The sequence below is a fragment of the Deferrisoma palaeochoriense genome (assembly GCF_054656955.1).
On record NZ_BAAHXI010000015.1, the window covers coordinates 1 to 25,276 of the forward strand.

At 72.7% G+C, this 25,276-nt stretch carries 27 protein-coding genes; 8 read left to right on the top strand and 19 right to left on the bottom strand.

Annotation, left to right across the window (positions count from 1 at the left end; all coding sequences use genetic code 11):
* The first annotated feature begins 182 nt into the window (after nt 1–182).
* From ACYQ8L_RS05995 to ACYQ8L_RS06005, 3 genes are all read left to right on the top strand, one after another.
* Nucleotides 183–800 (top strand): NUDIX domain-containing protein, encoded by a 618-nt coding sequence (locus tag ACYQ8L_RS05995; RefSeq protein WP_459940871.1) that lies wholly within the window; start codon nt 183–185, stop codon nt 798–800.
* The gene (locus ACYQ8L_RS06000; protein WP_459940872.1) at nt 797–2,689 is read left to right on the top strand and encodes a dynamin family protein; all 1,893 of its coding nucleotides are present in this window, start codon (nt 797–799) and stop codon (nt 2,687–2,689) included. The genes ACYQ8L_RS05995 and ACYQ8L_RS06000 overlap by 4 nt, the downstream gene beginning before the upstream one ends.
* Nucleotides 2,690–2,810: 121 nt before the next feature.
* Entirely contained in the window at nt 2,811–3,575 is a 765-nt protein-coding gene (locus ACYQ8L_RS06005; protein WP_459940873.1) for a 4Fe-4S binding protein, read from the top strand.
* A 21-nt stretch (nt 3,576–3,596) separates the two neighbouring features.
* On the opposite strand, the gene ACYQ8L_RS06010 is transcribed toward ACYQ8L_RS06005, so the two are convergent.
* A complete protein-coding gene (locus ACYQ8L_RS06010) occupies nt 3,597–4,238 on the bottom strand; it encodes a flavodoxin family protein (protein ID WP_459940874.1) in 642 nt (213 codons plus the stop codon).
* Nucleotides 4,239–4,347: 109 nt separating this feature from the next.
* Nucleotides 4,348–4,620, bottom strand: coding sequence for an MTH865 family protein (locus ACYQ8L_RS06015; RefSeq protein WP_459940929.1), 273 nt, complete (start codon nt 4,618–4,620; stop codon nt 4,348–4,350).
* A gap of 253 nt (nt 4,621–4,873) precedes the next feature.
* On the opposite strand from ACYQ8L_RS06015, the gene ACYQ8L_RS06020 reads away from it, so the two are divergent.
* Nucleotides 4,874–5,614, top strand: coding sequence for a Crp/Fnr family transcriptional regulator (locus tag ACYQ8L_RS06020; RefSeq protein ID WP_459940875.1), 741 nt, complete (start codon nt 4,874–4,876; stop codon nt 5,612–5,614).
* A 124-nt stretch (nt 5,615–5,738) separates the two neighbouring features.
* Here ACYQ8L_RS06020 and ACYQ8L_RS06025 read toward each other — a convergent pair whose 3' ends face one another.
* The 9 genes from ACYQ8L_RS06025 to ACYQ8L_RS06065 form a co-directional block, all read right to left on the bottom strand.
* Nucleotides 5,739–6,395 carry a flavodoxin family protein gene (locus tag ACYQ8L_RS06025; protein WP_459940876.1) on the bottom strand — a complete coding sequence of 219 codons (657 nt, stop codon included), beginning with the start codon at nt 6,393–6,395 and terminating at the stop codon, nt 5,739–5,741.
* An 81-nt stretch (nt 6,396–6,476) separates the two neighbouring features.
* Nucleotides 6,477–6,761 carry a hypothetical protein gene (locus tag ACYQ8L_RS06030; RefSeq protein WP_459940877.1) on the bottom strand — a complete coding sequence of 95 codons (285 nt, stop codon included), beginning with the start codon at nt 6,759–6,761 and terminating at the stop codon, nt 6,477–6,479.
* Nucleotides 6,762–6,867: 106 nt separating this feature from the next.
* On the bottom strand, nt 6,868–8,616 hold the full coding sequence (locus tag ACYQ8L_RS06035) for an FAD-binding protein (RefSeq protein WP_459940878.1): 1,749 nt from the start codon (nt 8,614–8,616) through the stop codon (nt 6,868–6,870).
* A complete protein-coding gene (locus ACYQ8L_RS06040; RefSeq protein ID WP_459940879.1) occupies nt 8,613–9,251 on the bottom strand; it encodes a ferric reductase-like transmembrane domain-containing protein in 639 nt (212 codons plus the stop codon). Before ACYQ8L_RS06040 ends, ACYQ8L_RS06035 begins: the two co-directional genes overlap by 4 nt.
* Nucleotides 9,242–9,457: a 4Fe-4S dicluster domain-containing protein gene (locus tag ACYQ8L_RS06045; RefSeq protein ID WP_459940880.1), complete on the bottom strand. Its 216-nt coding sequence runs from the start codon at nt 9,455–9,457 to the stop codon at nt 9,242–9,244. Before ACYQ8L_RS06045 ends, ACYQ8L_RS06040 begins: the two co-directional genes overlap by 10 nt.
* Nucleotides 9,458–9,463: 6 nt before the next feature.
* Nucleotides 9,464–9,880, bottom strand: coding sequence for a response regulator (locus tag ACYQ8L_RS06050; RefSeq protein ID WP_459940881.1), 417 nt, complete (start codon nt 9,878–9,880; stop codon nt 9,464–9,466).
* Nucleotides 9,877–10,146, bottom strand: coding sequence for a hypothetical protein (locus ACYQ8L_RS06055; protein ID WP_459940882.1), 270 nt, complete (start codon nt 10,144–10,146; stop codon nt 9,877–9,879). Before ACYQ8L_RS06055 ends, ACYQ8L_RS06050 begins: the two co-directional genes overlap by 4 nt.
* Nucleotides 10,147–10,288: 142 nt before the next feature.
* Nucleotides 10,289–10,729, bottom strand: a complete 441-nt coding sequence (locus ACYQ8L_RS06060) for an EF-hand domain-containing protein (protein ID WP_459940883.1) — start codon at nt 10,727–10,729, stop codon at nt 10,289–10,291.
* Nucleotides 10,730–10,743: 14 nt separating this feature from the next.
* Nucleotides 10,744–12,045, bottom strand: coding sequence for an Lcl C-terminal domain-containing protein (locus ACYQ8L_RS06065; RefSeq protein WP_459940884.1), 1,302 nt, complete (start codon nt 12,043–12,045; stop codon nt 10,744–10,746).
* 361 nt (nt 12,046–12,406) lie between these two features.
* Here ACYQ8L_RS06065 and ACYQ8L_RS06070 point away from each other — a divergent pair, with 361 nt between their 5' ends.
* The 3 genes from ACYQ8L_RS06070 to ACYQ8L_RS06080 are packed head-to-tail and all read left to right on the top strand — an operon-like array spanning nt 12,407 to nt 15,181.
* Nucleotides 12,407–13,792 (top strand): ATP-binding protein, encoded by a 1,386-nt coding sequence (locus ACYQ8L_RS06070; protein WP_459940885.1) that lies wholly within the window; start codon nt 12,407–12,409, stop codon nt 13,790–13,792.
* Complete coding sequence (locus ACYQ8L_RS06075; protein ID WP_459940886.1) at nt 13,789–14,460, top strand: response regulator; 672 nt, start codon at nt 13,789–13,791, stop codon at nt 14,458–14,460. The genes ACYQ8L_RS06070 and ACYQ8L_RS06075 overlap by 4 nt, the downstream gene beginning before the upstream one ends.
* Nucleotides 14,461–14,479: 19 nt before the next feature.
* Entirely contained in the window at nt 14,480–15,181 is a 702-nt protein-coding gene (locus ACYQ8L_RS06080) for an MBL fold metallo-hydrolase (protein ID WP_459940887.1), read from the top strand.
* 106 nt (nt 15,182–15,287) lie between these two features.
* Here the strand turns inward: ACYQ8L_RS06080 and ACYQ8L_RS06085 are convergent, their stop codons facing one another.
* The 8 genes from ACYQ8L_RS06085 to ACYQ8L_RS06120 all read right to left on the bottom strand — a co-directional run bounded on the left by ACYQ8L_RS06085 (nt 15,288) and on the right by ACYQ8L_RS06120 (nt 22,928).
* Nucleotides 15,288–16,628: a TolC family protein gene (locus tag ACYQ8L_RS06085; RefSeq protein WP_459940888.1), complete on the bottom strand. Its 1,341-nt coding sequence runs from the start codon at nt 16,626–16,628 to the stop codon at nt 15,288–15,290.
* Nucleotides 16,629–16,650: 22 nt separating this feature from the next.
* A complete protein-coding gene (locus tag ACYQ8L_RS06090) occupies nt 16,651–19,686 on the bottom strand; it encodes an efflux RND transporter permease subunit (protein ID WP_459940889.1) in 3,036 nt (1,011 codons plus the stop codon).
* A 13-nt stretch (nt 19,687–19,699) separates the two neighbouring features.
* Nucleotides 19,700–20,950 (bottom strand): efflux RND transporter periplasmic adaptor subunit, encoded by a 1,251-nt coding sequence (locus ACYQ8L_RS06095; protein ID WP_459940890.1) that lies wholly within the window; start codon nt 20,948–20,950, stop codon nt 19,700–19,702.
* Between the two features lie 137 nt (nt 20,951–21,087).
* Nucleotides 21,088–21,672 (bottom strand): TetR/AcrR family transcriptional regulator, encoded by a 585-nt coding sequence (locus ACYQ8L_RS06100; protein ID WP_459940891.1) that lies wholly within the window; start codon nt 21,670–21,672, stop codon nt 21,088–21,090.
* Between the two features lie 76 nt (nt 21,673–21,748).
* The gene (locus ACYQ8L_RS06105; protein ID WP_459940892.1) at nt 21,749–22,117 is read right to left on the bottom strand and encodes a PIN domain-containing protein; all 369 of its coding nucleotides are present in this window, start codon (nt 22,115–22,117) and stop codon (nt 21,749–21,751) included.
* Nucleotides 22,114–22,353 (bottom strand): ribbon-helix-helix protein, CopG family, encoded by a 240-nt coding sequence (locus ACYQ8L_RS06110; protein ID WP_459940893.1) that lies wholly within the window; start codon nt 22,351–22,353, stop codon nt 22,114–22,116. The genes ACYQ8L_RS06105 and ACYQ8L_RS06110 overlap by 4 nt, the downstream gene beginning before the upstream one ends.
* A 110-nt stretch (nt 22,354–22,463) precedes the next feature.
* Complete coding sequence (locus ACYQ8L_RS06115; protein WP_459940894.1) at nt 22,464–22,733, bottom strand: OsmC family protein; 270 nt, start codon at nt 22,731–22,733, stop codon at nt 22,464–22,466.
* Complete coding sequence (locus ACYQ8L_RS06120) at nt 22,734–22,928, bottom strand: hypothetical protein (protein WP_459940895.1); 195 nt, start codon at nt 22,926–22,928, stop codon at nt 22,734–22,736.
* A 192-nt stretch (nt 22,929–23,120) separates the two neighbouring features.
* On the opposite strand from ACYQ8L_RS06120, the gene ACYQ8L_RS06125 reads away from it, so the two are divergent.
* On the top strand, nt 23,121–25,226 hold the full coding sequence (locus ACYQ8L_RS06125) for a pentapeptide repeat-containing protein (RefSeq protein ID WP_459940896.1): 2,106 nt from the start codon (nt 23,121–23,123) through the stop codon (nt 25,224–25,226).
* Nucleotides 25,227–25,276: the final 50 nt, after the last annotated feature.

Sequence of the window (25,276 nt, forward strand, 5' to 3'; positions counted from 1 at the left end):
GCCATGAAGAAAACGACCTACGTGAAGCCCAAGGTGGTGGGAACCTCCAGCGTCCACCCCTGCTGACGCCGGAGGCACCAGAAGGGCCGGCCCCCCGGGGCCGGCCCTTCGTGCGTCCGGGCGGTTGAGGCGGGGGCGGCCGGTGTGACAGACTCCGGGCGAACCCCCGCGCCGGAGGAACCATGAAGAACCAGACGATCCTCGTCGTGCCCCGCACCGTCCTCGATCCCCTTCTGCGCCGGCCGAGGGCCCGGGTGCCGGCCGCCTCGTGGGCCGACGCAGCGGCCCGCCTGAGCTTACGGGAGGCCCGGTGGATGCCCCGGCCCGCGGCCGAGACCGACCCGGACTGGAAGCAGGTCATTCCCTACGTGACGCTTTTCGACCCCCGGGGGCGGGTGCTCGTGTACCCCCGCCAGGGCACCGAGGCCCGGCTCCACGCCTTCTGGAGCCTGGGGATCGGGGGTCACATCGACCGGGAGGACGCGGACGGCGCGGAGGCCGGTCCGGCCCTCCTGGAGCGGGCCGCCCGGCGAGAGGTGGCCGAGGAGTATCCCGCCCGGTGGGTCGGGGACCTCGAGGTGGTGGGGCTCATCAACGAGGACGAGACCGACGTGGGCCGGGTCCACGTGGGGGTGTGCTGCCGGCTCACGGTGGACCCGGCCACAGCCCGGGAGGGAGACGGAGAACTCACCGGCCACCGATGGGTGGATCCGGCGGATCCGGCCGCCGGGCTGCCCCAAGGGGCCGGGTTCGAACTCTGGTCCGAACTCGCCTGGGCCCTCCACCGGGAGGCCCCGTGACCGACCCGGTCCGATCGGCCCGGGCCGAACGGCTCCGGGCCGGGGTCGAGGCCGCGGCCGAGGAGGCCCGCCAGGGCCTCCGGGACCTGGCGGCCCGGCGGCCCGACCTCGGGGGCCGGGTCCGGGACTGGCTCGCCCAGGTGGACCGAGCCCTGACCCGGGCCGCCGACGCCGAGGTCCGGGTGGCCCTGGTGGGGGCCGTGAAATCCGGAAAGTCCACCCTCGCCAACGCCCTCGTGGGCCGGGACGCCCTGCCCCGGGGGTCGGGGGTGCTCACGGCCCAGGTCACCGAACTCGTTCCGGCCGACCGGCCCGGCACCACGGTGACCTGGCGGTCCCGAGCCGCCGTGAACCGGGCCTTTTCGCTCCACCTCGAGGCCCTGGGCCGCCCGGGCCGTTGGGACCTCTGGAACCCCGAGCACCGGGCGGCGGCCCGCGCCCTCCTGGACGGCCCCCCTTCCCCCCACCGCACCGCCCTGGCCGCGCTCCTCGGCGGGTTCGACGCCGTGGCCGACCGGCTCGCCGACACCCCCCGGGACGATTCCCTCCCCCCGGGCGAGGGCCTCTGGGGCTGGGTCACCCGGGACGAGGTGGCCACGTTTCTCGAGGCCGTGCGGGTGGAGATTCCGGCCCCGGACCTCCCCGCGGGCGTCGTTCTCGTGGACTGCCCCGGGGTGGACGCCTGGAACGCGGCCCACGACGCCGTGGTGGACCGGGCGCTCCTCGGGGCCCACGCCATCGTGTACGTGATCTCCGGGCGGGTGGGCCTGCGGGAGGCGGATCTCCGGTTCCTGGAGGCCCTGCGGGGGTACGGGCTCTTACCCATCACGCGGTTCGTGCTGAACGCCGACCTCTCCGAACTCCGGGGCCCGGCCGATCTGACCCGGGTGGCCGGCGCGGTGGAACGGGACCTCCGGGGCCTGGGGGTGGGGGAAGGACCCGCCGCGTTTTCGGCCCTCCTGGGGCTCCTGGACCGCCTGGCCCTTCTGGATCCCGAGCGGCTCGCCCCCGGCGAGGCCCGGCTTCGGGAGGCCTGGGAGGGCTCCCCCCTCGCGGCCCCCTTCCGGGACGCCTTTCGGGCGTTTCGGGACGAACTCTGGGCCCGGGTGGAGGCCGAGCGGGACCGGCTCGTCCTCGCCCGGTGCCGGGCGGACCTCCGGCGGGTGATGGTGGAGGCCCTGGCCGCGGCCGGCGGCACGTCGCCCCTGGGGCTCGGGCGGGGCCCCTGGCGGGCCGACACGGCCGACGCCCTTCTGGGCTGGCTCTCGGAGCGGATGGCCGGGGCGGCCGAGCGGGAGAAGGACCGGATCGCTGCGGAGCTGCGCCGGGGGTTCGGCCGGCGGCGAAGCCCCCACCGCCGGGCCTGGGCGGCCCGGGTGGCCGAACTCGACCCCGCGGCGCCCGACTACCGGGACCGGATCGAGGCCGTGCTCGCGGCCACCGAACCCCTGCGGGTGAACGCGGTGCGAAACCTGGCCCTGGAGGCCCGGGGCGCCCTGGCCCGGGCGGGGGAGAGCCTGGCCCGGGAGGCGGCCGAGGCGCTGGAAAAGGCCGGGCTCGCCCCGGGCGAGGCCCCCGACCGCCGGGAACTCTCCCGCCAGATCACGGCCACCCGGCGGATTCCCCTGTTCCGGGGGACCGCCGGGGCCTCGGACCGCCGGACCGGCCTTTGGGACCGGCTCCGGGCCGGCGGGCGCGCGGGGGCGGCCGCCCGCCGGGCCGGCGCGGTCCTGGCCCTGGAGCGGGCCTGGTCGGCCTACCTCGAGCGGGTCGAGGCCGACTGCCTCGCCCCCCACGTGGACGAGGCCGCGGCCCAGGTTTACGATGCCCTGGCCGAATGGGTGCTCGGCACCCTCGGGGGGCCGGGGGATCCGCGGCCGAAACCCTGAAACCTCCCCGGGGTTCGCGGGCTCGGGCCCGTCGCGGCCCGAACCCAGCGACCCGGAATCGTGAGACGGGCCCCGGCCCCCCGGTGGCCACAGCGCGGCGAGTCCGCCGGAAGGAGACGCCATGAGGGAATCGATCCGCACCTACGCGCTCGAGGCCGGGGTGGACGACGTGGGGTTTGCGGCGGCCCCGGGCTATCGAAGCCCGCTCTCCCCGCCAGTGGAGCGGCTCCTGCCCGGGGCCCGGTCGATCGTGGTCCTGGCCTACCGGGAACTCTCCACCTGCGAGAGCCCGAGCCCCCAGATCGCCATGAACGGCCGGCTCGACGTCATGGAGTTCTCCCGGTCGTGCAACTACAAGGTGGCCCGGTTCATCGAGCGGAAAACAGGGGCCCGGGCCGTCACCGTGCCGGCCTCGTATCCCCTGGAGATGAGCCTCGAGACCAAGGGGACCGTGGGCGACCTGTCGCTTCGCCACGCCGCCGTGGCCGCGGGCCTCGGGCGGTTCGGCCGCCACAACCTGGTGATCCACCCCCGGCTGGGAAGCCGGGTCGTGTTCACCGCCGTGGTCACCGAGGCCGAACTCCCCCCCGACCCGCCGGTGGCCGAGGAACTGTGCACCGGGTGCGGCCTGTGCGTGGAGAACTGCCCCGCCTCGGCCCTGGACGAGGAGGGCAAGACCGACGTGATGAAGTGCCTCAAGAACTCCCAGCCCTACGGCATCGCCGGGGCGATCCGGTTCTGGACCCAGTTCGGCGAGGCCGACCCCGCCGAGCGCAAGGCCATGCTCCGCGACCCCCACTACTGGCGCCTCTATCAGGCCGGGTTCATCGGGTTCCAGTACTTCTGCTTCCGGTGCATGGCCACCTGCCCGGTGGGCCGAACCTGAGCCCCGCGCCGGACCCGCCCCTCACGGGGCGGCCGTCCGTTCCCTTAGCCGGCGCGCCAGTTCGGCGCCCAGGGCCCGGGCGGCTTCGATCTTCTCGGGCTGTTTCGCCAGGTCCGGGGTGTTCTCGGGGGTGATCCGGGGGTTCGGGCCGTAGAGCTTCCGCACCGCACCGGCGTCGCAGCCCTCCCCGTATCCGCAGGAGAAGCAGCTCGCCGGTCCCTGGGCCGACACCGCGCCCACGTACTCGATCTGGTTCGCCGCGAAGAAGGCCCTCACGTTCTCGGCCGGGGGATCCGGCATCCGGCCCCCCACACTGGCCACGGCCCCGAGCTTTCCGGCCAGGAGCGCCCGATCCCGGTGGCGAAACTGGTAGAACCGCTCCAGGAAGCAGTGGGTGAGGCCGTTGAGCAGGCCGAAGTAGTTGGGGGCGCCGATCACCAGGGCGTCGGCGGCCAGCACCTTCTCCCGCAGGGGCGCCATGTCGTCGCGCACCTTGCACACGTTGTCCTCCACGCAGCCGAGGCAGGCGATGCACGGGCCGATCCGCCGGCCGGCCAGGGAGACGAACTCCGTGTCGCAGGCCGCCCCTTCGAGGACCGCCTGCACGAGCCGGTCGGTGGTGCTCCCCCGCCGGGGGCTGCCGGAGATGCCGAGAATCTTCATGGGTGGAAACCTCCTCGGGTGTGGGTTGACGGGCTGGACGGGCCATGGAGGCCGGATGGCGTCACACTGCCAGGCGCAGGCGCCTGCGCCCCCCCTTTCCCCGATCCTACTACAAGGCGCGGGACAGGATGGTGTCGGCCACCGCCTCGGCGCTCGCGAACGGGAAGTCCGCCGGTGTGAGCACGGTGCCCGCGTCGCCGGCACGGAGCTTCACGTCCCCGGCCCGGCAGGGCGCGTCGGGTCCGCCGAAGGCGGCCAGCAGGGCCTCCGGCGTGGCGATGGGGAACTCCGCGCCCCGGCCGAGGCCTCGATGATCTGCTTTCGGAGTTCGGCCTTCACGTCCATGACGCTCTCCTTTCGGACTGGGGCCCGGGTGGTAGATTGACCTCCCTGCTCACCCCCGCACGGGCCCAGGCTACCGGGGCCGTTCGGGCGCGGTTGTAGCGGGCGCTACCGATGGAAGGGTTTTCAGGGACCCCACCCCGGCCGGGGAGGGAGGGCGCCGCCGTAGGCCTTCGTGTAGTCGCCGCTACACCTCCGGTTCCCCTTCGCGGGCATGCTGTGCGCCACGGGGGAAGACGCGACAGCCGGGGGGACTCGGGAAACGACCTGCACCCCAGAGAGAGGAGACGACCATGGCGGGATGTCTGTGTGCCGAGATCGCCGGGCCGGGCGTGGAACTCAGCCCCAAGTGTTTCGGCCACGTGTGGCTGTTCGAGGGGGCGCCGCCCGAGGCCTGGGAGACGGTGAGCAAGGAACTCGTCCGCCGACGCTACGAACCGAACCAGACCATTTTCAGCCAGGGCGAGGCGGCGAACTCCATGTACCTGATCAAGGGCGGGGCGGTGAAACTCTGGAAGCTCACCGAGGACGGCCGGGAACTCATCCTGGGGTTCCGCAAGGCCGGCGACCTCCTGGGGGAGAGCGTGTTCATCGAGGAGGGGGAGTACCCCGTGTTCGCCACGGCCATCACCCCCTCGCTCGTGTGCGGCCTCAGCCGGCCGACCTTCGAGCGGCTCGTGGAGCGGCACCCCCAGGTGGGGCTTGCGGTGATCAAGAACCTGGCCAAGCGGATCGACTACCTCACCGGCAAACTCGGGGCCCTTTCCGAGCCCAGCCTCGAGGAACGGCTGTACAAGACCCTCCTGACGGTGGCGGAGCAGGTGGGCACCCCCGTGCCGGGAGGCTGGAACATCGCGTTCCCTCTGACCCACGAGGAGATCGGGTTTCTCGTGGGCGCCCACCGGGTGAGCATCACGAAGGCCATGAAAAAGCTCAAGGAGACCGGCCGGGTGCGCACCAAGGGCCGATACCTCTTCGTGACGGACCAGTCGGCGTTCGCCCCGGCGCCCGCGGCGCAAGGGAGGGAAAACTGAACCCCGCCGCCCAGATTGTGCCTTCATGCTTCCGGGGGCCGGTAGGGGACCCGCTCGCCTCGCGCCTACCGTTTCCGGCCGGGACGGGCGGATCACCGGTCGCCGGGCGATGCGACCCGACCGGCTACTTCTTCCGGGCCAGGGCCTCGGCGATCTTCCGGCCCAGGGCCCGGGCCTCTTCGACGACCGTGTCCCTGTCTTCGAAGGTCTTGATGCCCACCGACTCCACCGTCGCCTCGGGGCCGTAGAGCATGGGGATGGCACTCATGACGCACTCGTTGCCGTAGCCGCACTTCACGCAGGGCACATTGCCGTCCATGACCACCTCGCCGACGTACTCCATGCCCTCCTCCATGGCCATGAACTTGATGGCGCCTACGCCGAAATCCGCCGCCGGGGGCAGCCCCTCGGCGCCCCGGGGCACGGCCGAGGTGACCACCGCGGCGAGCGGCTTGCCCCTCAGGAACCCGTGCTTGTGGCGAAGCGGGTACAGGCGCTCGATGAACGCCTTGGTCCGGGCGTCGAGGCTGGAGTACGGGGTGAAACCGCCGATCACCAGGGCGTCGGCATCCTTGGCCTTCTCGGCCAGTTCGATGCCGCCGTCCTGGATGACGCAGCGGTTGGTTTCCACGCACCCCAGGCAGGCCTGGCACGGGGCCACGTCGTACTTCTTGAGCTTCACGAACTCGGTCTCGAGGCCGGTGGCCTCGAGCACAGCCTTCACGATGCGGTCGGTGTTGCTGTTGGGAACCGGGCTTCCGGATACGCCGAGCACCTTCATGGGTCGTCCTCCTTCGTGGGAGAGTCCAAGAGCATCCGTGTGCAGGGTACCGCACCTCGCCGCCCCGGCATGTAGCCTGGGCTACCGGGGGAGCCGATTCCCCGACCCGGACGCCCCGGGCATGAGCGCGACGGCCGCCCGCTGGGCCAGGACCTGGGCGATCTGGGTGGGATTCGTGAACAGGAAATCCCGGGGGGACAGGAGTTCGGAGATCCCGTCGGGGTCGAGGCAGACCGCCCCGGCGCACACGGGCCCCACGCCGTGCTCGTCGAGTTCCCGGCGAAGCTCCCCGGGGCTCCGGATGGGGAAACACAGGTCCTTCAGGGATTCGGCCAACTGGGTGTAAAGGGTGTTCTTGGCGCTCATGGGTCACCTCCGTTCGGCGTGGGTTCCGTTCGATGGTGACACCCTAGCGCCGCCCGCCGCCCCGGGCGGTAGCGGCCGCTACCATCCGGGGTGTTTTCCTTTTTCCTCACGCCCCTTGCCCGGCGGCCCACGTGCCGAAGGGCTGCTTTTCCACCCGCATCGAACCGTCGGGGCCCCGGTAGAGATTGACCCACGCGTTCCAGTTGGCGGTGTCCATCTCGGGGTAGTCGAGCCGGTAGTGGCTGCAGCGGCTCTCGGTACGAAACAGGGAGGCCCGCAGCTTCATCTCGGCGTTCAGCACCATGTTGGCGGTTTCGTGGGCCAGGCGCAGTTCGTGCAGATCCGCGGCCCGCAGCAGGGGCACGTGGTGGTCGCGCAGCTCCTCCACATAGGCCAGGGCCGCCCGCAGGAGCGGCTCCCTTTTCACGTAGAGGACGAAGTTGGGGATCATGATCCCCTGGAGGGTCTGGGTGACCCAGGCCGGTCCGAACCCCCGCTTGCGCCGCAGGGGCGCCAGGATCTCCTCGCCCAACCGGTCCCGGTCGGCCGCCGCGATCCGCGGCGGGGGCACGCCCTTGCCGTACCGGGCCGCGGCCTCCCCGGCCAGGGCCCCCTGGATCGCCGAACCGGCCAGGGAGGAGCCGATCTGGGTGTAGATCCCCCCCGACATGTGGGATCCCAACGCGTCGCCCGCGGCCCACAGGCCTGGCACGGTCGAGGCCCCGGTCGGGTCGGTCGGCGCGAGCCCCTCGGACTTGTGGATCGACATGCCGGCCGAGGCTCCCCCCATCAGGGCCCCGCCGCCCATGCCCGGCGGCGGGCCCTTGGGCCGCCGCCCCTTCCCCGGGGACGGGGGCGGCGGGCCGCCCGGGCGCCGGAACTCCTCCGGCTGGTAGGGCCCCCCTTCCAACGGGGAAGCCTCCTTCGCGCCGGGCGGTCCCCCCTCCAGGGGACCGCCGAGGACGTAGGCCCGGTAGTTCATCTCGACGCCCAGGTCGTGGTGGATCTCGACCTGCGTGATCCCGGGTTTTCGGTCGAACATCCCCCGCCAGCCGTCGTAGCAGGCGGCCGGGTGGTCGGCCCGGGTGAAGTGCCCGTCGTTCCACTCCTTTCCGGTGACCTTGGCTCCGACCCGGTAGGCCATGGCGGTGCCGTCGTGGGTGAGGTCGCAGATCGGAAACCCGCTGGGCTTGAACCCTCCGGCCCCGGTGCACAACACCACCGCGTTGGCCCGAAACAGGTGGAGCCGGGGTTCGTCGAAGGCGAACCCCGCGGCCCCCACGACCCGGCCGCCCTGCCGCACGAGGTGGGTCACCATGACCCGCTCCACCACCGGGATCCTTCGCGCGTCGAGGGGCTGGCGCAGGGCGGGGGCGCAAAGCGGCGCGTCGAAGAACCCCCACGCCCGGAGTTCCTCCACCCGGGCCCGGGAGTGCTCCACGAGCTGCCGCGTGAACACCGGGTTGTTCGTGCCCAGGGCCGAGCGTGACACGGCCGCCACGAACTCGTCCGGCCCGAGGGGCGCGGTTTTCGGATCATAGGCGAAGATCCCCTTGGCGAAGGGCGTCTGGCCCGAGGCCCCGATCCGGCCCTTGGACACCACGACCACCCGGGCCCCGGCGTCGCGGGCCTTGACCGCGGCAAACACCGCGGCCATGCCGCCTCCCACCACGAGCACGTCGGCCTCGTGTTCGATCCACCGGGCCGATGCGGGGTCGACCGCCGGCTCGTTGGGTTCGGGCGAGGCCCCGAGCCCGGAAAGCCCCAAGGCCGCCAGGGCCACGAACCCGGCCGCCCCGCCCGAGGCGGCTAGAAACTCCCGGCGGGAGACCCCGCCGCTTGGTTGCTCGGTCATCGTCGGATTCCTCCTGTGTTGTCCCGAACGGGGCGGCCCCGGAGCAGCCGGTAGACGCACCCGGCCACCACGGCCGCCGCGGTCACCACCATGAAGGCGCTTCGGTGCCGGCCGAGAACGAGGGCGTGGCCGGCGGCCGAGAACGCGGCCAGGATTCCCAACCAGCCGTGCCCGAGGCGCCAGGTGCGGTAGGCAACGGGGCCCCGCCACAGGGCCGTGACCCCGAGCCCGAGGCACGCCAGCCAGGCCAGGCCCCCCAGGGCGAGGCCCGGGGTTCCGATCCGGGAAACCAGGGCGGCCAGGGCGTCCGCCGGCGCGATCCCGGGTTCCCAGAACCGGGGCGCCACCACCAGGAACGGATGGGCGAGCCCGGCCGCCACCGCCCCGAATCCGGCGACCCGGTGGACCCGCAGGATCCGGCCCACGGCCGGTCCCGCCGCACCGGACCGGGTGAGGTGCAAAAGCCCGCCCAGGAGTCCCAAGCCCACCAGGGCCACCATCGAGAGGGCGTCGGCCCAGGGGGCCCGGGCCGGCGGCCCCCCCAGGGCCCACCACGCGAGGGGGAGCCCCCCGGCCAGCGCCGCGAACCGCTGCAATTCCCGCCGAGCCGAGACCCGCCGCAGCCCTACCCCCATGGCACCACCACCGGGATCGATTTCTCGGGCGTGATGGTGATCGCGCCCACGGGGCAGTACAGCCGGCACAGATGGCAGATCTGGCAGTCCGCCGGGTACCGCACCCGGGCCTTCCCCGAGTGCTCGTCCAGCCGGATCACGTCGGTGGGGCACGTGCGCACGCAGGTGCCGCACCCGATGCATCCGTCGATCCGCTCGATGGCCATCGATGCTCACCTCCCTTCCCCCGCCCGGGCGAGCAACTCGGTCACCACGGTGCCGAGACGGGCCGGAGCGTAGGATTTGACGAGCACGGCGTCGAAGGCGGCCGTGACCCGCTCGGGCGACCCGGTGACAGCCACGACCGGCTGCCGGCCCCCGGCCCCCCGGATGCATCCCAGGAGCCAGTTTCCGTCGGGCCCCGGCAGCCGGATGTCGGTGACCACGGCGTCGATCGGCTCCCGACCGAGGACCTCGAGGGCCGCCCGGGCGTCCCCGACCGCGGTCACGGCGAACCCCTGCTCGGCGAGCAACGCCGCGGTCAACTCCCGGAGCATCTGGTTGTCGTCCACCAGAAGCACCCGGGGGGCGTCAGCCCCCGGGGAGCGCCCGGGGGTCCCGCAAACCCGGGCACCGCACGCGGCGATCATCGCGGGTCCCCTTGGCGTTCGGGCCGTTCCGGGGCGTCCTTGGGCACCGCCACCAGGCGGCCGTCGTGCTCCCGGCACACGGCCTCCACGAGTTCGCCGCGTCCGCCGCGGAACTCCACGGCGTCGCCCGCGCCCTTGCCCTCGCACGCCTCAAAGGCCTCGGGCGGCGGCCCGTGGGGCGGTCGACCGCCGCGAGCCCGGGCAGGGGCGGAAAGGAAGGACAGGCCGAGGCCCAGAACCAGGGTGAGAAGCAGGTGTCGTTTCATCGGTCACTCCTTGGTTGGGGGGAACCGTCTCGATGGGAACAGCATAGGGGCCCAATGCGCAGCCAAGATGGACGAAATGGGGAAACGGAACGCCCGCCGCATGGGCGAGCGGCGGGCGTTCCAGGGGCGGTGGTCCCCTCGGTCAGGCGGTGGTGTTCAACGCGCTGGACCCCTCCTTCAGGAGGGCCAGCAACCGGTCGATGGTGCCGTCACGTTGCTCCTGGTACGCCGCGGCCGCGCGCCCGGGCCCGGTGACCGGGGGGCTTCCCCCAAGGGCCTCCGGCGCGCCCGGCGGGGGGCCGAGGCCCTGGGAGGTGAGCCAGCCGGACAGTTCCGCGCCGTCCAGGCCGCCGCTCCCGTCGGTGTCGTAGCGTTCCAGCACCTGTTGGGTGTCGGCCGGGGTCCCGGTGACCTCCGACAGGGCCTGGGTCAGGGTGTCGAGTTCGGCGGACGACACCGTGCCGTCCGCATCCTGGTCCGCCGCCCGAAACACGTCCTTGTCCGGGGGCGGGGGAGGGGGCCGTCTCGCGGCCTGGGCCGCGTAGACCCCCGTGCCGCCGTTCATGCCGATGGCGCCGATCATGGGAACCTCCTTGGTTAGGGTGTCGGGATTCCACCGCCCCAACTGGCCGGGCCTTCCGGCAACGTCACGTCGGAACCGTCGCAGACCTCGTCCGAGGGATTCCCCGCCGGGGTTTCCGCCACGTCGCCGCCGCGAACCAGGCGCACGAAGTTGTAAACGCGCTCTCCCCCCTCGCCCGTGGCGCCCCCTTCCACCTTCGTGTCGAACCGAACGGCACCCGCCCCGTGGGAGTCGGCCCCGCTGGGGTCCACCGCCCGGCCGAACGCCACGTACCAGGCGTAGGAATGGGGCCCGCACGCCTGGAACCGGGCCGACGTGCTCGTCCAGAAGTAGGGATAGTCGGCCTCACCGGCCTCGTTCGTGATGGGGGTGATGTGGAAGACCGGGTCGAGGGCCGGGCCCTCCCGGTCCGGGTCGGTGGCCCCGGGGGCCCGGGTGTAGTCCACGATGCTCTGGAGTTCCTTGACGTCGGGGAGACGCCAGTCGCTATAGCCCAGGTAGACCTCGGCGTTCTTTCGCTGCACCCAGGCGAGGGCCTCCTCCCAGTCCATGCCAACGCCGCCGTCCTCCTGCGCCCACATGAGCCCCGTGGCCCAGTCGGTCACGGTGCCGTCGCCGTTGTCCACGAAGGCGTTGACGCCGTACTCCTCACCCCGCACGCAGCGCACCCGCTTCGCCGTGGGGCCGGTGACCGACCCGGGATAGGCCTTGATGTGCCCCGTGCCGAAGTTCACGCCGAACACGGCCTCGTCGCGCCCCTCCACGGTCACCCCCGCGTAGGCGGTGCTCGTCCAGTACTGCTCGTCCTTGCTGACCGTGGGGTCCGAAAGGTCGAAGACCTCGGTGTCGATGTAGGGCCAACCCTGGGAAAAGTCGCTGAGGGAGAAGAGTTCATTGGCGCTGGGAACGCGCCAGTCGCCGTAGCCCCCCAACTCCAAGGCCTCGCAGTACGCTATGGCCTCCGCCCAGCTCAGGTGCTCGCCGGTGGGCGTCTGCTGCCACATGAGCCCCGTGACCTCGTCGGTCACCGTGCCGTCCCCGTTGTCGGTGTAGCTCATCGAGGTGCCGGTGAACTGGGCGTCCTGGCCGTAGAGGGCTGCGCCCTCTGCCGGGCAGTCGATCGGCTCCCCGTCGGTGTCGAAACAGGCGCTCTGCCCCGTGTCGACCAGCGGGTAGGTCCGCAAGGCCCCCGAGGTGATCTTCACCCCGGCCTCGGTCGGGACGGGGTCGGTCCCCGCGGGCCCGTCGGCGCACCCCACGAGCCATCCCGCCAGCACCACCGCCGCGGCGACGGCGGCCATCCCTGCGCTGCTCATGATCCACCTCCTCGGTTGGAAGCTCCCGTAAGCCGCGGGGCGGCCCGTTCGCGACACACTGCCACGCGTAGGCGCCGGTGTGTGCGTCGGCGGGCGGGGCGACGGGCCCGTGTCAGGTGCCAGAAGACAGAAGACAGAGGACAGGGGGTTTCTGACATCTGTCCTCTGAATTCTGATCCCTGGTACGGCGGAAGCTCCATGGACCCCCTCGCGGGGCGCCCCGGGGACGTCGGGGGTAGAATGCCGGAGGAATGGGCAGGAAATGGGGACGAAATGGGAAAAACGGGCTCCACACTTCGTGCACAGTTTCGGGGTATCCTTTTCCCCCAGCCGAGCCCACGAGACCTGGAGACCGACGGCCATGACGGTTTCGATCCGGACCAAGCTCTTCGCCGCGCTCCTTGTGTCGAGCGCCGTGGTCGCGACCTCGCTCTTTCTCTTTCTGCGCTGGAGCTTCGGGCGGGAGTTCCTGGCCTACGTCAACCAACAGCAGACGGCCGAGATTCAAGCCCTCGCGGAACGCCTCGCGGTGCTCTACGGGGAGAACGGCAGTTGGGACTTTCTCCGGAACGACCCCGGAGCCTGGCACCGCATCCTCCAGGCCGGGGCCCGGACCGGAGGCCTCGGCGCCCCGCCGCCCCCGCCCCCACCCGGCCGGGGGGCCCGGGTGGAGCTGTTCGACGCCCGGAAGCGGCCGGTGTTCGCCCCCTCGGACCGAAAGGCCCCGGAGCGGCTCGTGCCGGTGGTGCACGGGGGCCGGCCGGTGGGGTATCTGGCCGCCGTGCCCCTGCGGGAACTCACCGACGCCGCCGACCTGCTGTTCGTGCAACGGCAGACCCGGGCGTTCGCCCTGATCTCCCTCGTGGCCGCCGGGTTCTCGCTCCTTCTGTCGTTTCCCCTGGCCAACCACCTGCTGCGGCCCATCCGCTCGCTGTCGGCCGCCACCCGCGAACTCGCCTCGGGCCGGTACGGGACCCGGGTTCCCCCTGGGCCGGCCGACGAACTCGGCCGGCTGTGCGCGGATTTCAACGAACTCGCCCGGACCCTGGAGGCGAACGAAACCGCCCGCAGGCAGTGGGTGGCCGACATCGCCCACGAACTGCGCACGCCCCTGGCGGTCCTCCGGGGCGAGATCGAGGCCATGCAGGACGGGATTCGCACGCCCGACGCGGCGGGGCTGGGCGGACTGCACGGCGAGGTGCTCCGGCTCGCCCGGCTCGTGGACGATCTGTACGAACTGTCCCTGTCGGATCTCGGTGCCCTCACCTACCGGAAAAGGCCCGTGGACGTGGTGGGCCTCCTGGCCGAGACCCTTGAACGCTTCGGCCCCCGGCTCGAGGCGGCCGGGCTCGCCCTGGAGACCCGGCTCCCCGGGGCACCGGTTCCGCTCACGGCGGACCCGGACCGGCTCGGGCAACTCTTCGAGAACCTGCTGGAGAACAGCCTGCGCTATACCGCGGCGCCCGGGCGGGTGCGGGTGGGGGCCGAGGCCGGCCCCGACCGGGTGGAGATCGTGGTGGAAGACTCCGCCCCAGGGGTGGAGGAGGAGCAAAGGGACCGCCTGTTCGAACGCCTGTACCGGGGCGAGGCGTCGCGAAATCGCGCCACGGGCGGGGCGGGGCTGGGGCTCACGATCTGCAAGAACATCGTGGAGGCCCACGGCGGCACGATCGAGGCCGCCCCCTCGGCCCTGGGCGGGCTCGCGATCCGGGTGCGGTTGCCCCGGGAACGGAGGGCCGGCGCATGAACGGACCGATCCTGATCGTGGAAGACGAGGACCGCCTGGCGGAACTCCTCCGCGACTACCTGGAGCGCGAGGGGTTCACCACGGAGCGGATGGCCACCGCCGAGGGGGTGGTGGACCGGGTGCGGCGGGCGCCCCCCGCGCTCGTGCTCCTGGACCTGATGCTCCCCGGCGGCAGCGGGTTCGACCTCTGCAAGGCGATCCGGGGGTTCAGCGCGGTCCCCATCATCATGGTGACGGCCCGGGTGGAGGAGATCGACCGGTTGCTCGGCCTCGAACTCGGGGCCGATGACTACATCTGCAAGCCCTTCAGCCCCCGGGAGGTCGTGGCCCGGGTCAAGGCGGTGCTCCGCCGGAGCGCCCCCGCACACCCCCCGGGCCGCCCGCTGTTGGAACTCGACGAGGAGCGGTACGCGGCCTACCTGGGCGGGCGCAAGCTCGACCTCACCCCGGTGGAGTTCCGGCTCCTCCAAACCCTGGCGGCCCGGCCGGGCCGCATCTACTCCCGCGACCAGCTCATGGACCGGATTTACCGGGACCAGCGGATCGTGTGCGACCGCACTATCGACAGCCACATCAAGAAACTTCGGAAAAAGATCGCGGCGGTGGCCCCCGACCTGGCCCTGATTCACTCCGTATACGGGGTGGGGTACAAATACGAGGAGCCCTGAGCCGGGGGAAGGAGCAGCCATGGGGGTTTCGGGAAAGGGCCCGCGGGTCGTGGCGCTCGGGGTGTACCTGGTGGGGGGCCCGGGCATCACCGACCCGGCCGACTGCCTGGTCTACGCGGTGGACGGCGGGAGCGCCGCCGGCCTGATCGACTGCGGGGCGGGGGCGAGCGCGCGGCGGATCCTCGCGAACCTCCGAGCCGCCGGCCTCGGGGAGAAACCCCTGTCCACCCTGCTCCTCACCCACGGCCACGTGGACCACATCGGCGGGGTGGCGGAGATCGTCGCGGCGGCCCATCCCCAGGTCGTCTGCCACCGGGGCGATCTCGAGGCCGTGGAGACGGGCGACCCCCGCCGCACCGCGGCCTCGTGGTACGGGATCCGCCTGCCCCGGGTGCGGGTGGACCGGGTTCTGGAGGAAGACGGGGAGGTGGTCCCCGTGGGGGAGGCCGCCCTCCAGTGCCTCCACACCCCGGGGCACACGCCGGGGTCCATCTCGGTGGTGTGGGACACGCCCCACGGGCGGATCCTTTTCGCCCAGGACGTCCACGGCCCGTTCCACCCGGACTTCGGCTCGGACGAGGACCTCTGGGCCGCCTCGATGCGCCGGCTCCTGGCCCTCGAGGCCGACGTCCTGTGCGAGGGCCACTACGGCGTGTTCCGCGGCCGGGACGCGGTGCGCGCCTTCCTCCTCGAGCAGCTTGAGCGCCAGGGGTACGGGTAAGGGTTCGGCCGGGGGCGCGAAGGGGGGCGCCGGCCCTCTCGCCCCAAGAGGAGGCCGATACCCAGCAGAACGAGGAGGATGACCCCGACGGCGGTGTCCAGGGGGCTCATCGGTCGCTCTCCCGGTCGTCCCGGTCCCCGGCGGGCGGGCCCACCGGCGTCCCCGCCGCGAGGTCCAGCGCCGTTCGGGCGTCGAGGAAGCCGTAGAAGGCGGCCTCGTGGTTCGTCTCGGCCCGGGTGAGAAACGCCCGGGCGTCGAGCACGTCGGCCGACGTGGCGAGCTGCTGCTCGTACTGGAGGGTGGTCATCCGCAGGTTCTCCCGGGCCTGTTCCAAGGCGGCACGGGCCGTGGCCAGGTTGGCCCGGGCCACCCCCACGTCGAGCCACGCCCGCTTGACCTCGAGGGCCACGTCCTTCCGAAGGCCCCGCAGCCGGGCCTCGGCCGCCGTGCGGGCCGCCCGGGCCTGCCCCACCCGGCTCGCGGAGGCCCCCCACGAGAACAGGTTCGTGCGCACCTCCAGGGCCACCCAGGCGTTGTGGTCGTTGGCGAAGCCGTTCCGGGAGGCGTCGAGGGTGTCCCCCACCCGCTCGTAGCCGGCCACGGCCTCCACGGTGGGCCAGTACTCCCCCCGGGCCGCCCGCTCCCGGGCCCGGGCGGCGTCCAACTCCGCCTCGGCGGCCCGAAGTTCGGGCCGGTAGCGGTACGCCCGCCCGAGCCAGACCTCGAACGCCCCGGGGTCTGCGGCCGCGGCCCGGTCGGGGGCCAGGGGCGCGAGTTCGAATCCCTCGGGGAGGTCGGCCAGGAGCGCCAGGCGGGTCCGCGCCAGGGCCAGGTCGGCCCGGGCCCGCTCCCGCTCCTGCAGCGCCTCGGCCAGGGCCACCTCGGCCCGGAGCACCTCGTTGCGGGGCTGCAGGCCCTGCTCGTGGAAGCGTTTCGCGGTCTCCCGGTGGGCCTCCAGGGAGGCCACCGCGTCGTCGGCCACCCGCACCAGGGCCCCGGCCAGGAGCACCCGATGGTAGGCCGTGCGGGCCCGGGCCGCCACCGCCTGGCGGGCCCGGGCCGTTTGGGCCTCCCGGCCCCGGCGGGCAGCGGCGGCCCCCCGCTGGTTCTCGGCCAGGGAGAAGCCGGTGAACAGGGGCTGGGAGACCGTCAGTTGCCACCGGTGCAGGCCGTCGTGGGAGGTGGGGAGGTCCCCGAATGAGGATTTCACCACCGGGGTGTCGGCGAACCGGGTGTACCGGTACCCGAGGTCGAGGCGGGGAAGACGTCGGGCCCGGGCCTCCCGCACGGCCTCCCGGGCCGCTTCTTCCTCGCCTCGGGCCGCGGCCACCGCGTCGCTGTGGGCCAGGGCCCGGGCCACCACCTCGTCCACGGTCAGGGGGGCGGCCCACGCCGACGGGCCCCACAGGGCCGTCCCGACCACAAGGGGGAGCAGGAACTTCTTCATGGCACGTCCTTTCGGCCCGCGGTCATGCCGCCGGCCGCACGCGGAAGAACACGGCGTAGAGCACCGGCACCACGACGAGGGTGAGCACCGTGCCGAACGTGAGGCCGCCCATGATCGTGACGCTCATGGCCGAGTAGAACGGGTCGAGCACGAGGGGGATCATGCCCAGCACGGTCGTCAGGGCGGCCATCAGCACCGGGCGCGTCCGGCTCGTGGAGGCATCGACGATGGCCCGGAACGGCTCCTTGCCCTCCCGGATCTCCAGGTCGATCTGGTCGATCAGCACCACGGCGTTCTTGATGAGCATGCCCGACAGGCTCAGGAACCCCAGGAGCGCCATGAACCCGAACGAGGCGCCGAACCCGAGAAGCCCCGCGGTCACCCCGACCACCGCAAGCGGCAGGCACAGAAAGATGATGAGCGGCTGGCGCAGCCGGTTGAACAGCGCCACCACGATCACCGCCATGGCCAGGAAGTAGAGGGGCACCAACCGGAACAGGCTCGCCTGGGCGTCGCGGGCACTCTCGTACTCCCCGCCCCACTCCAGGGTGTACCCCGCGGGGAGGGCCAGGGCCTCCACCCGGGGCCTGACGGCCCGGAACAGGGGGTCGGCGTTACCCACCTCCGGGTCGGTCATCACCGTGAGGGTGCGCTTCCGGTTGCGCCGGCGGATGATCGAGGTCTCCCACGCGAGTTCCGTGCGGGGGGCCACCTGTCCCAGCGACACGGCCCCGCCCCCCGGCAGCGGCACCGGGGCGTCCGCCACCGAGCCGGCACCGGCCCGCTCGGGCTCCGGGAGCCGCAGCACGATCGGCAGCAGGTCGTTGCCCTCCCGGTACTGGCCCACCGGAAGCCCCGAGGACGATGCGGCCAGGGCGCCGCCGAGCTGCACGCGGGTGAGCCCCAGCCGCCGGGCGCTCGCCTCCGCCACGGCGGGCCGGAGCACGGGCACCGGCTGGCGCCAGTCGTCGCGCACGGCGTAGGCGCCCGGGGTGGAGGCAAACACGGCCTTGACCTCCTCGGCCAGGCGACGGAGCACCGCCGGGTCGGGCCCGCTCAGCCGGGCCTCCACCTTGGCCCCGGCCGAGGGCCCGATCACGAACTTTTTCACCTTGGTCTCGGCGCCGGGCAGGTTCTCGGCGAGCCACCGGCGGGTCTGGGCGACCATGGCGTCGATGCCCCGGTAGTCCGCGACCGTCACGAGCACCTGGGCGTAGGCGCTCGAGCGCATGGCCGGCTCGTAGGTGAGCAGGAACCGCAGCGCCCCCTGCCCCACGAAGGTGGTGGTGGCCTCGGTGTTGTCGAGCCCCGCCAGGAACTCGGCCACCCGCGCCGCGTCGGCCGACGTGCGGGCGATGCTCGTGCCCTCGGGCTCCCAGAGGTCCACCATGAACTGGGACCGGCGGGAGCTAGGGAAAAACGACTGCTCCACGAATCCGAACCCCCACACCGCCGCCCCGAGGAGCACCCCCAGGGCCGTGAGCGTCGCGACCCGTCGGCGCAGGGCGCCGGAGAGGAGCCGGCGGTAGGCCCGGAACCAGCGGCCCGCGTAGGGGTCGGCGCCGACGGCCCCGGCCGAGGGCCGCAGGAACCGCAGGGCGAGAAGCGGCGTGGCGGTCACCGCGAACACCCAACTGAGCCCCAGGGAGAGGCCGAGCACGTAGAACAGCGAGCCGCAGAACTCCCCGGTGGAGTCCCGGGACGTGCCGATGGCCGCGAACGCCAGGATCGCCACAACGGTGGCGCCGAGGAGCGGCCAGGCCGTCTGCCGCACGGTCTCGAGCGCCGCCCGCTCGCCGTCCATCCCGGCCTGGGTGCGCACCAGGATGCCCTCGGTCACGACGATGGCGTTGTCCACCAGCATCCCCAGGGCCAGGATGAGGGCCCCCAGGGAGATGAGTTGCAGGCTCACGCCGAACACCGCCATGCCGACGAAGGTGCCGAGGATGGTCAGAAGGAGCACGGCCCCGATCACCAACCCCGACGCCATCCCCATGGTGACGCACAGCACCCCGATCACGATGGCCACGGCCTCCACCAGGTTCACCAGGAACCCGTTCACCGCCTCAGACACGGTGTCGGCCTGGTAGGCGATGGGCGCCAACTCCATCCCCACGGGCCGCAGGGGTTCCAACTCGGCCAGCCGCGCCTTCACGGCCCGGCCCATGCGCACCACGTTGCCGTCGCTCACGGTGGCGATGCCGATCCCCAGGGCGGGCAGCCCGTTGTGGCGCATCTCCCACGGCGTGGGCTCCTCGTACCCGCGGCGGATGGTGACCAGATCGCCCAGGCGCACGAGCCCCCCCTCCCGGTCGGTGGGCACGAGCAGGTTCTCCATCTCCTCCAGGTCGTCGATGCCCCCCGTGGGCCGCAGCCGCAGCTCGTCGGTGCCCTCCGTCACGCGGCCGGCGTCCACCACCCGGTGCTGGGCGTTGAGCAGGTTCACCACGGCCTCCACCGGGACCCCGGCCTCGGCCAGGCGGGCCCGGGACATCTCCAGGTACACCACCTCCTGGCGGGCGCCCCAGATCTCCACGCTGGCCACGTCGGGCACCAGAAGAAGCTCCCGCCGCAGATCGTCGGCGTAGGCCTTGAGTTCGGCGTAGGAGTAGCCGTCGCCGGTCAGCGCGAAGAACACCCCGTACTCGTCGCCCCAGTCGTCGTTGACCTGGGGCGGGAGCGCCCCTGCCGGGAGCTGGGCGCGCACGTCCGAGACCTTGCGCCGCAGCTCGTCCCAGATCTGGGGCATGTCCCGGTTGAGGTACCGGTCCTTGATGTCCACGTACACGATGGAAAGCCCCGCCCGGGACAGGGAGCGGACCTCCTTGACCTGGGAGAGTTGCTGGACCGCGGTTTCGATGGGGTCGGTGACCTGCTGCTCCACCTCTTCGGCCGTGGCGCCGGGGTACGGGGTCAGGACCACCGCGGTCTTGATGGTGAAGGCCGGAAACTCGAGCTGCCCCAGCGACCGGTACGCGGCCACGCCCCCCAGGGCCGTGAGCACGAGGAGCAGGTACGCGACCGTGCGGTTCTTGAGGGTCCAAGCGGTGAGGCCCATGGCGTCGCCTCCCCTACCGGCCCAACCGGCGCACGGGTTGGCCGGGCCGCAGGAACCGGGCCCCGGCCGTCACGATCTCGTCGCCCGGGGTGAGGCCCTCGAGGATCTCGACCTCGCCGCCGTGCACCGCCCCGGTTCGGACGGGCACCGGCACCGCGGTGGAGGTGGAGGGGTCGAACCGGAACACGCGGGACCGGCCCTGGGGATCGGCCGCCACGGCGGCCAGGGGCACGCGCACCGCGCCCTCGGCCGAGGGGTTGCGCAGGGCCAGGGTCACCGAGGCCGCCATCCCCGGCTGCAACACCACCCCTTTGGGGATCCGCACCGCCACGGTGAGGGGATAGCCCTGGTTCGCCGCGCCGGTGCCCCGGCCGACCTCCTTCACCTCGGCCTCGAAGCGCCGGCCGGGCAGGGCCTCCACCGTGCAGACCACGCCGGCGATCCGTTCCGGGTGGGCCGCGATGGCCTCGGGCACGCGCACGGTGATCTCGGGCCGGCCGTCCTGGAACAGGCTCACCACCGGCTGGCCCGGCGCCACCGTCTCGTGCCGTTCCACCAGCGTGTCGCGCACCACCCCGTCGAACGGGGCACGCAGCTCGGTGTCGGCCAGCGCGTTCCGGGCGGCGGCCAGCTCCGCCTCGAGGCGGTCGATCCGGGCGTCCATGGCCTCGAGGTCCTCGGGCCGGCCTCCCGAGGTCGCCTTCTCCAGGTTCCGGTCCAGGGCCTCCAGGGCCGCCCGGGCCGCGTCGTAGGCGGTGCGGGCCCGATCCACCGCGGCCTGGGCCACCACCCCTTCCGCCAGGAGCCGGCGGTAGCGCTCCCAGTTCGTCCGCGCCTCCTCCAGCCGGGAGGCCGCGGCCGTGCGCTCGGCCCGCAGGGCGGCCACGTCCTCGGCCCGGGCCCCCTCGCGCAGGGCCTTGGCCTGGGCCCGGGCCTCGGCGAGCGCCGCCTCCAGGGCCCTCACCCGCACCCGGTAATCCCGGGGATCGATCCGCGCGAGCACCTGTCCGCGGGCCACGCGCTCGCCCATCCCCACCTCCAGGGCCACCACCGGCCCGCCCACCCGAAACGCCAGCCGGGTCTCCGTGGCCGCCTCGACCACGCCCGGGAACGAGCGGGACTCCACCGGGGACCCCGCGGACACCACGGCCGTTTTCACGGGGCGGGCGGCCTCCGCCGTGGGAGCGGTGGCCGCCTCCCGGGCGCAGCCCCCCGCCAGGAGGGCCAGGACCGTGAGGGACGCCATCCAAGCCGATCGGTTCATCTGGAAACTCCTTTCCCCGGCGACGGGCCCCGGGGGATCTGGGCCCCGAAACGGGGCCGCCGCGCGACAGACTGACTACTCACTCAGTTAGCCGGGCCGACAAAACGGGGCGCTCGGGCGCCCCGCGCGGATCGGCCTCAGCCGCCGGCCCGGAGGGTCCGGCGGAAGAACCCCACCACGGCCTCCTCGGCGTCGGCGGGCATCTCCTCGAACCCCTTGGCCAACCGGTGGACCACACCGTCCATAAGGCTCTGGATCACGAACACCGCGGCCTCCGGGTCCACTGGTCGGATCGAGCCGTCTGCCAGGCCCCGTCGCAGGATGGCCCGGCGGATCCCGTTGATCTCGTCCATGGCGCAGTGGATCTCGGCGACTTGGCGTCGCTCCTCCTCGGTGCCGAACAGCCGTGGAATCTCCCGCACGAGCACCACGACCTCCCGCTCCCGGGCTCGGATGAACGCGAAGTCAAGGCGCAACGACCGCTCCAGCGCCTCCCATCCGGTGCCGGCGGCGTGATCGAACCGCCGCCAGTGGTCCCGGTACGCGGCCACGAGCACGGCCCCGATCTCCACCAGCAGGTTCTCCTTGGTCTTAAAGTGGTGGAACACCGTGCCGTGGGCAACGCCGGCGCGCTCGGCGATGTCGGCCGTGCTGGTGCCGTCGTAGCCCCGCTCGGCGAACAACTCCACGGCGGCCTGCAAAATGGCCTCCCGGCGGGTCATGGGTTCCTCCTGGACTGAGTACTCAGTCAGTATCCCAACCAACTGGACCGCTGTCAAGGGAAAACGAAGGGGCACGTCAGAGGCGGTATGGCACCTCCACGAAGGAGAATCTCTGCGGCGGGAAATCCTTCGTGTTCCGGGTGACCAGCTTGAGTCCATGGTGGAGCGCCACCGCCGCCTGAAGCGCGTCCGGCAGCTTCCAGCGGTACTCGCGCCGCAAGCGGGCCGCGGCGTCCGCCACGGGGACGTCCACGGGCAGCGTGACGAGCGCATCGAGGAGCGGCCGCACCACCGGCACCTGCACCGCGTCCAGACCGGCCAGAACCTCGGCGCGCGTGATCACGGAGACGGCAATCGCACGAGAATGGGCCCGAAGGTAGTCGGTGGCCTCCGTCACGCCGTTCAGGTGGTCGATCAAGATCACCGAGTCGACCAGACGGGTCAACGCTCTTTCCATTCCGCCCGAACCTTTTCTTGATACCGCAGGCCGTCCTCGCCCTTCCACACGCCCTTCGTCTGGGCCAAGAGTTCGTCTAACCCCGGAGCCTCCGGTGCGTCCGTTCGCCGATAAAGGCGGATTGCCCTGCGCACCACCTCGGTCATCGAGACACCCAGGCGCCGGGCGTGTTCGTCGAGCCAGCGCTTGTCGTCGGGGTCCAGGCTCACGATCGTGCGGACCATCCTGCACCTCCACTGATAGCATTTGAGCAAAATGATATCTTCAGGGGGCCCGGGGAGCAAGGGGTCCCCTGGGGTCGGGGAACGCCCCCAACCCCAGGGGGGCGTTCCCGTCAACCCGGCTCGATGGTGAGGCTGTGTTCGATGGGGATGCAGCCGATCACGCTCTGGGCGGCGGGGCAGCGCTCGATGTAGTTCTCCAGGGCCCAGCGGGCGTCGGCCTCTTCCTCGGGCCGGGCCTTGAGGAAGTAGCGCACCCGGATCCGGGTGATCTTGAGCACCCCCCCCACGTCCTCGATATCGCCCTCGGCCTCGCACCGGAACCGGTCGGTGTGGGTACGGATCTTCTTCGTGGCCAGCACGCTGGCCAGGGTGCCCATCATTCACCCGGCCACCGCGCCCACGATGTGGTCGAGGGTGGCGGCGTGCTCCTCCACGGGGTCCACCCCGTAGAACTTCTGGATGCCCGAGTGGACCCCGTAGTACACGGGCTCCTCGAGGCCGTGGATCACGGCCTTCCGGACCGGCCCCTTCTCCCGGGTGATCGTGATGCGCGACGTGTGGACGATGGTTCCCATGGGCCTTCCTCCTTCGGTGGGGGGCGTCCGGGGAAGCTCGCCCCGGATCTGGTCGACGACGTCCCCATCCTTGGTACCGCGGCCCCGCCGGGTTGTCCAACGGGAAAAAGCGGAAATCCCCTCAGCCTAAGGTTTTCGGGCCGCCCCGCCGATCCGTGCCTTGGACGTGTGCACCCGATCCCCCAGGCCCCCATGGAACCCGACGCCAACCCGGAACTCCTCCACACGTTTTGCCAGGTGGCGGCGGCCCACCTCGGTCCGATCCGGGCGTTCCTGACCGACCCGGCCGGGTTCCTCGAGGACCCGAAACGGGTCACGGAGCTTCTGCCCCAGGTGGAGGGGGTCATCGGTGTAGCCGAACACGCGGGGCTAGAGGACTTGGCCCGGACGTTTCGGGAACTCCGGAAGCTCCTCCGGGACGTGGGCGAACGGGGAGCCGTGTCCACCGAGGCCCTCCACGCCCTGCTCGAACTGCGCGACCCCCTGCTGGGGCTCCTGGGCGCCGCGGCCCAGGAACCCCGCACGGCCCGGGACGATCTCGAAGCCCTGGGGTGGGCCGTCTCCCGCACCCCGGGGCTCTCCCCCGACGCGGTAGACCGGCTCGCCGCGGCCCGCATCGCCAAGCTTGAGGTGCTCTCGTCGGCGCCCCCGAGGGACGTGGCCGCGGTCACCGGGCTCGAAGAGGAAACCTGCCGCCACCTCGTGGCCACCGTGGCTCGGATCGCCGAGGCCCGGAAGGCCGGGGCCGGGCTGCGCTACCCCTCGGAGTGGGCGCCCCTGCTCGCCGCCGCCCGCAAGGAGCTGGAGCAGGCCCTCTCCGGCCCGGAGGGGGACGCGGACGCCGCGGCGCTCCGGATCGAGGCAATCCTGGTGGAGATGGGCCGCCGGGCGGAGGCCGAGGAACTTCGGGCCGAGGCACCGGCCGCCTGGCCGACGCGGATCCGGAAGCTGGAGCGCGAACTCCGGAAACCCACCCGGGCCGAGGTGGAGGCTCGGGGGAAAGACGGCGCGCCCCTTTCGCACCTCGACCTCCGGGGACTCGACCTCTCCCACCTGGACCTCCGCAAGGCCGACCTTTCCGGGAGCGATCTGCGCGACGCAGACCTCGAGGGCGCCGACCTCACCGAAGCGCGGCTTCTCCACGCCGATCTGCGGGGCGCGCGCCTCCGCTCCGCCCGCCTCGACGGCGCGACCTGCCGCCACAGCCGGTGGGCCGGGGCCGATCTGGCGGGGGCGTCGATCCGGGACGCGGACCTGCGGGGGGCCGACATCGGGGGCGCCCTTACCGAGGGGACCGACCTCTCGGGGGCCCTTCTGCCCGGGGTCCGCAAGGAGCCCGATCCGAAGCCGCCGCCCGAGCCGTCCCCGGTCCCCAAGGCGGCACCGCAAGAGCCCCGAACCCCCGTGCCGCGGCGGCGGGCCCCCTGGGTGCTCGCGGCCGCCGTGCTGGGGCTCGCGGTGGCCGTCGCCGGGTGGATGGCGGCGGGCCGGAGCCCCGTGGAGCCCGTCACCGCAGGACCGCCGTCGCCGGAGCCGGAGGTCGCCCCCCAACCGCCGAGAGCCGCGGCGGAAAACGAACGGGCTCCGAACGGGCCGGTGGCCCCAACAGCCCCCGTCGCGGCTCAGGACGCCCCCTTTCCCGCACCCGTCGGGCCAGTGGGTTCGTCCCCGGCGCCGGCCGTCCCGGAGTCTCCCGGGGGCCGTCCTTCGGAACCCGGATCGGACCGGACCGCCACGGCCGAGGGAGCGCGCTCCGTCCCCCCCGAGCCCCGGCCCGCCCCGGCGGAGCACGACGCCTCCCCCGCTTCTCCCCCGAAACCGGCGCCCCGATCGGCCCGGAAACCGGAACGGCGCCGCCAGAACGCCACCCCGGCTGCGCTCCCTCGGCCCGCGGCCGCACCCCGGCCGCCGGAACCGACCGGCGTGGCGTTTGCCGACCCCGCGCTGGAGGCGTGCGTGCGCCGGGCCCTGGGCCAGCCGGGCGGACCCCTCGCCCCCGCCCTCGTCGCCCGCCTCCGCAGCCTCGACTGCGCCACCCCCGAGGGGGGGGATCCGGACGTCCAGGACCTCCGCGGCATCGAGGCGCTGACCGGACTCGAGCGCCTCGACCTCTCGTTCAACGCCATCGCGGACATCGGACCCCTGGCGGAGCTCCGGAACCTCCGGGAGCTGCGGCTCACCGGCAACCGCATCCGCGACATCTCCCCCATCGCGCGTCTGCCGGCCTCGTGCGCAATTGACATGCGCCAAAACCCCATCGCCGACATCACCCCGCTCCTGCGCCGGGGCGACCGCTGACCCTCGGCGTTTCTTGAAGCCCCGGAAATGGGCGTGCTATAAGGCCCTTT

Coding starts and splice junctions, on each gene's coding strand:
- ACYQ8L_RS05995 (WP_459940871.1), top strand. CDS start 183: ATGAAGAACCAGACGATCCTCGTCGTGCCCCGCACCGTCCTCGATCCC.
- ACYQ8L_RS06005 (WP_459940873.1), top strand. CDS start 2,811: ATGAGGGAATCGATCCGCACCTACGCGCTCGAGGCCGGGGTGGACGAC.
- ACYQ8L_RS06010 (WP_459940874.1), bottom strand. CDS start 4,238: ATGAAGATTCTCGGCATCTCCGGCAGCCCCCGGCGGGGGAGCACCACC.
- ACYQ8L_RS06020 (WP_459940875.1), top strand. CDS start 4,874: ATGGCGGGATGTCTGTGTGCCGAGATCGCCGGGCCGGGCGTGGAACTC.
- ACYQ8L_RS06025 (WP_459940876.1), bottom strand. CDS start 6,395: ATGAAGGTGCTCGGCGTATCCGGAAGCCCGGTTCCCAACAGCAACACC.
- ACYQ8L_RS06030 (WP_459940877.1), bottom strand. CDS start 6,761: ATGAGCGCCAAGAACACCCTTTACACCCAGTTGGCCGAATCCCTGAAG.
- ACYQ8L_RS06035 (WP_459940878.1), bottom strand. CDS start 8,616: ATGACCGAGCAACCAAGCGGCGGGGTCTCCCGCCGGGAGTTTCTAGCC.
- ACYQ8L_RS06040 (WP_459940879.1), bottom strand. CDS start 9,251: ATGGGGGTAGGGCTGCGGCGGGTCTCGGCTCGGCGGGAATTGCAGCGG.
- ACYQ8L_RS06045 (WP_459940880.1), bottom strand. CDS start 9,457: ATGGCCATCGAGCGGATCGACGGATGCATCGGGTGCGGCACCTGCGTG.
- ACYQ8L_RS06050 (WP_459940881.1), bottom strand. CDS start 9,880: ATGATCGCCGCGTGCGGTGCCCGGGTTTGCGGGACCCCCGGGCGCTCC.
- ACYQ8L_RS06055 (WP_459940882.1), bottom strand. CDS start 10,146: ATGAAACGACACCTGCTTCTCACCCTGGTTCTGGGCCTCGGCCTGTCC.
- ACYQ8L_RS06060 (WP_459940883.1), bottom strand. CDS start 10,729: ATGATCGGCGCCATCGGCATGAACGGCGGCACGGGGGTCTACGCGGCC.
- ACYQ8L_RS06065 (WP_459940884.1), bottom strand. CDS start 12,045: ATGAGCAGCGCAGGGATGGCCGCCGTCGCCGCGGCGGTGGTGCTGGCG.
- ACYQ8L_RS06070 (WP_459940885.1), top strand. CDS start 12,407: ATGACGGTTTCGATCCGGACCAAGCTCTTCGCCGCGCTCCTTGTGTCG.
- ACYQ8L_RS06075 (WP_459940886.1), top strand. CDS start 13,789: ATGAACGGACCGATCCTGATCGTGGAAGACGAGGACCGCCTGGCGGAA.
- ACYQ8L_RS06080 (WP_459940887.1), top strand. CDS start 14,480: ATGGGGGTTTCGGGAAAGGGCCCGCGGGTCGTGGCGCTCGGGGTGTAC.
- ACYQ8L_RS06085 (WP_459940888.1), bottom strand. CDS start 16,628: ATGAAGAAGTTCCTGCTCCCCCTTGTGGTCGGGACGGCCCTGTGGGGC.
- ACYQ8L_RS06090 (WP_459940889.1), bottom strand. CDS start 19,686: ATGGGCCTCACCGCTTGGACCCTCAAGAACCGCACGGTCGCGTACCTG.
- ACYQ8L_RS06095 (WP_459940890.1), bottom strand. CDS start 20,950: ATGAACCGATCGGCTTGGATGGCGTCCCTCACGGTCCTGGCCCTCCTG.
- ACYQ8L_RS06100 (WP_459940891.1), bottom strand. CDS start 21,672: ATGACCCGCCGGGAGGCCATTTTGCAGGCCGCCGTGGAGTTGTTCGCC.
- ACYQ8L_RS06110 (WP_459940893.1), bottom strand. CDS start 22,353: ATGGTCCGCACGATCGTGAGCCTGGACCCCGACGACAAGCGCTGGCTC.
- ACYQ8L_RS06115 (WP_459940894.1), bottom strand. CDS start 22,733: ATGATGGGCACCCTGGCCAGCGTGCTGGCCACGAAGAAGATCCGTACC.
- ACYQ8L_RS06120 (WP_459940895.1), bottom strand. CDS start 22,928: ATGGGAACCATCGTCCACACGTCGCGCATCACGATCACCCGGGAGAAG.
- ACYQ8L_RS06125 (WP_459940896.1), top strand. CDS start 23,121: ATGGAACCCGACGCCAACCCGGAACTCCTCCACACGTTTTGCCAGGTG.